Source organism: Moorena sp. SIO4E2, assembly GCF_010671945.1.
In the GTDB taxonomy this organism is placed as follows: domain Bacteria; phylum Cyanobacteriota; class Cyanobacteriia; order Cyanobacteriales; family Coleofasciculaceae; genus Moorena; species Moorena producens.
In genome coordinates this window covers 1-4,145 of the sequence record NZ_JAAHIE010000592.1, presented here as the reverse complement: position 1 = coordinate 4,145, position 4,145 = coordinate 1, and the positions used below count along the sequence as shown (strand labels likewise).

At 38.5% G+C, this 4,145-nt stretch carries 2 protein-coding genes and 1 pseudogene; all 3 read right to left on the bottom strand.

Features of this window, described 5'->3' with window-relative positions; all coding sequences use genetic code 11:
• A partial coding sequence (locus F6K37_RS33665; protein WP_287255078.1) for a dynamin family protein occupies positions 1-2,224 on the bottom strand: 2,224 nt, incomplete at its 3' end.
• Positions 2,225-2,350: 126 nt separating this feature from the next.
• Positions 2,351-3,181: a hypothetical protein gene (locus F6K37_RS33660; protein ID WP_287255076.1), complete on the bottom strand. Its 831-nt coding sequence runs from the start codon at positions 3,179-3,181 to the stop codon at positions 2,351-2,353.
• A gap of 75 nt (positions 3,182-3,256) precedes the next feature.
• Positions 3,257-4,145: pseudogene (locus F6K37_RS33655) on the bottom strand (hypothetical protein); the annotation flags it as partial.

Sequence of the window (4,145 nt, the reverse complement as noted above, 5' to 3'; positions counted from 1 at the left end):
CGTGAGCCTTTAAATGTTCGGGCATTTCAGCCATTAGTAAGGGATTTTCTTCTAACCATTCATTCTGGGCTACTCCTCGCCACACGGCTTCATATTGAATAAAGCGATCGCGCAATTGATCGAGTTCCTGTAGGCAAAATTGCTCAAACCCTGCCGCTTCAAAGATGGCCAAACGCAAATAGGTTTCAAAGGCTTTGATATCCGTTTCAACTTCCAAGATTACCTCCTCCGCTGAATTGGTAGGTTTTGGTGGCACATCCCCAGAGACGTCACGAATACCTAATAGCTCATGGCGCAGCTTGGGATCATAGAGCAACTTTGACCCACGATTTACATATCGTTTTAGCACGCTGAAAGCCTTCTCTTCCCCACTGTAGTAATTATCGACTAGTTCTATATCGGCTCCCAGTCTTTTCACAATACGCTGACGAGTTTCACTCCCTAAAGGTCCACGAATTAAGGAGTCGGCAACGGGACGGGCAAAGCGAAGAAATAACGCCGTCAAACTTCGACTTAAGACTTCCACAAACTCCTCGGGATTACCAATAAGTCGCTGCTCTAATTCCTGGGTTTTCCAGAGTAACGTGGTCAGATAGTCAACTAACTTTAATGCTTCTTCCTTGATTTCCAGAGCAAGGTTATGAGCAATATCTACTAAGAAAATGCTAATGGTAGCAGAAAGTTCTTTCCGCCAGTTATAGTCAGTTAATTTAGCATCAAATACACCGGAATTATTTTCTTTAAAAATTTGCTGTTTTCTTTGCTCAGTATTGGTTCTAATTTCTTCAATTTTAGTCTCAATATCCTGGAGGTATCGAGACCGAAATTTTTCTACAATATCTGAATTGAGAGATTCTTCTCCTTCTGCAGTAGAGTTCCATATATTATCATTATAATAGTCGCTGAGGTCTGCTTTAATCGTTTTCCACTTTTCTTCCCACCACTGGGAAAATTCAATACGACGTTGATTTTCTTGTAATCGCTTGGCTTCCGCTGGATTCTCTGAATAACGCTTACTAACGATATCAAAAATTTCTTTTGATGTTGTTAATATATTTTCAATTATAGCCTCACAACGTTTCTGTAAAACAGTAACCCGTTTATTATTAATATAGTCAGTAATACGAGCCTTGATTTCCTGAATCCCAGTCGCGTCTTGTTTTAAGACTTCCTCATTTTCGATACCTGTCACAGAGTTAAGCTTAGTTAAAATTTCTTCAGGACTGCCAACTGATTCCAATGTTTGTTGATTAGCGAAGCCATTTAATACTAAATAAGCTCCCGCTGAACCGTGTACAATTTGCTCAGGAGATAATTTAGCTATTTCATGCCATCTATTTGATGCTTCATCAAGGTGTTCTTTAAGAGCTGCTGGACTAGCCAACTGATCAATCCGACTCAAGAAAACGAAAAATTTATCTGCAACGTTTACATTCTTATCACCCTGCTCAGTAAACTCAACAATTTTAAGTTCGTAGCCCTTGGGACTAGGATCTCGCTGTACCAAAATTACAGCATCACAATCTGACAGCATTTCTCTAGATTCTTCTATATGCTTGGCTAAACCTGAGTCTAATCCAGGCACATCATAGAAAACAATACCTTCAGCCTGGGCGAGTTTATTGGTATACAGCCTAGCTTCTAATACTGCATGGGCGTATTGCTCATCAGCAACATACTTGTTCAGGTCTTTGTTAATGTCTTCTAGGCGAGTAAATGGGATAGTTTTCCGACCTTCGCTACGAACTTGTCTTAAAGTGTCTTGATACTTTCGGATTGTCTCTAAATCTTGTTTTGCTCCATCACTATGTTTAGAATTACTGTTGGAAGCTGATTCCAGTTCATGCAAAAGACGGGTAAATTGTTCTTCGGTTTTAGGCTCAACTTCTAGCCTTTGCTGAGAATCTTGTTCAACGGAATAAATTTGTGTCGTTGTAAAGGTACAACGTCCCGCTTTTGCTGGCAGTAAATCACAATCTAACCAGGCATTAACAAATGTACTTTTTCCCGCCTTTTCCAAGCCCACAACAGCAATCCGAAATTCTCGCTTCTTCAAGCGTTCAAGCTGACGACGAGCAGGTTTTTCTTCTTCCAACAGCACCTCTTTGAGGTGACCAGGAACTCCGGCTTGAGGAAGCTTGGCTAAATCAAGGGCGTGGCGCAACACAGTTAAAGCGTGACTTAAACGAGTTTCATAATAGGATGAAGCAGTTTTCCAATCCATTTTTCCAATTTATTTTATAGCGTTTATTGCATGTATGAGGTACAGTAAGCAACCTCAAAGTCTCCCTTTTTAAGGGAAACGGGGGATCCCTTGGTACTTCATGGGAAACAGAATTGCTATAATTACTTAAGCGCAGATGAAATTTTCTAAACCATATATTTTGATAAGACGACCAATTTTATCGATTTTCGCATCACCATCAGGTAGATTCTTTCTAAGCTCGAACTTTGTTGTTTTACCAATTATATTCTCACCCCCAGGAATTATCAGCTGGATGTAGGCATCTTCCTTACTCGAATAATTAATACTATCCGGACTGAGCTTGAGGTTTACTTTTTGGTCAATAGCTTCAACTGAAGCATCACATAAAAAATAAGACGCAGACAATATAAGTTCTTTAACACGATTTGAGGGAATCAGATAATCTTGATTCAAGCCACTTAATTGATCAGAAGGAACAACTAAGCACAAAATAGAGTATTGTTGTGTAGAGTCTTTTAGTGGCGGTGACGGTGGTGGTGTATTTGGCTCTGGTTTTTCTTGGGTTTTAAAAATCACTGGTTTCAGAAAAGCGTAGGAGCCAATAACTATAAGAGAGATGAAAAGTATAAAGTATACTTTCAACCAAAGCTCAGGAGTAACTCGTAAACACTGCGTCAACGGATCTTCTTCTGGCAACGGCTTATCTAATACTTCTTTACATAATACTTCTAATACTCTATCCATATTATTACTCCAATCATTGTCATCATCGTCAATGAAATACTTTTTAAAAAACTGCAAGTCTTGTTTGATGGTCGAATCCTGAGTTATATTGAAATGCTCACAGATTTTCTGGTAGTTGTCTGGAGACAGCTTGCTGATGGCTGTATACATACAACCCTTATCGGTTGAGTTGCAGTATTCCTTAATTTCACGATAAACTTCGTCGAAGCGACTTCGAGATTCTTTATCCATTTGGTTATCATACTCTTTTAAGGAAAATTGGAATATTGATAAAGTTGCTCCCCTAGCTTACAGAATAGAGGGAAACTACCTCAGCACTTTTCCAGCTTTCTTAATATTTTCCTTAAGTTGTTTAGCTTCCTGGTGTAGCGGATTCCAGATCGATAAGTCTTTTTGTAAAGATAGTTGAGCTTGATCATAGGCTTTATCTAGCCGCTCTTGATAACGGTCTACAATTTCTTTTTGAGAAGACTCAACCTTTTTTATAAACTTATTCATTTGACAGATAAACCAATCCGCCACCTGACTATAAATTTCTATTTCTGCCTGATTTTTTTGCCATAGCCAGTGTTTATTGATGTCTTCTATTTTGGGTAACTGAGCATTATCACTAGAGCGTGTTTCTTGTTTAATCGTCTTTACTTTTCTTTTAAATAAAAATAAAGTTCGCTTGAGTTCCGTAACTTCAACGTCTTCTAGCCATGTGCCTTCTATAATTGCGAATCCAGCTTCAAACTTAAATTTTGGCTCAGGTATACTATCAATTATCTCAAGTTCTGATCTCGAAAAGCTAATCGCTAAATTGGGGGCAATATTCCCCATTCCTTCCTCAAGAAGAGACAGGTAATAATCCAATAAAGTCTTCAAGCCATCAACTACCCCTTTCATCTCTCGATCTAATATTTGTTTGACAGCTTCATTCATCAGACCCTTTAATGCACTAGTCAATTGATTGAGTTTATCATTAAGCTTCCTTAAATCTTTTTTCTCTTGCTCAGTACGTGCTTCGATCTTATTCCCATTTTTAGTAGGATATTCTAAATCAATTAAATCTCTAATTACTCCTTCTAAAAGATTCAACTTGTCCGGATCAGCTGCTTGAAGCACTTTGCTATCTAAACAGATTTTTCCTGTATCCAAAGACTCAACCGTTGGCGTCAATATTTCTTTTACTACTGCTTGCTCTACTCCTCTA

Coding starts and splice junctions, on each gene's coding strand:
- F6K37_RS33660 (WP_287255076.1), bottom strand. CDS start 3,181: ATGGATAAAGAATCTCGAAGTCGCTTCGACGAAGTTTATCGTGAAATT.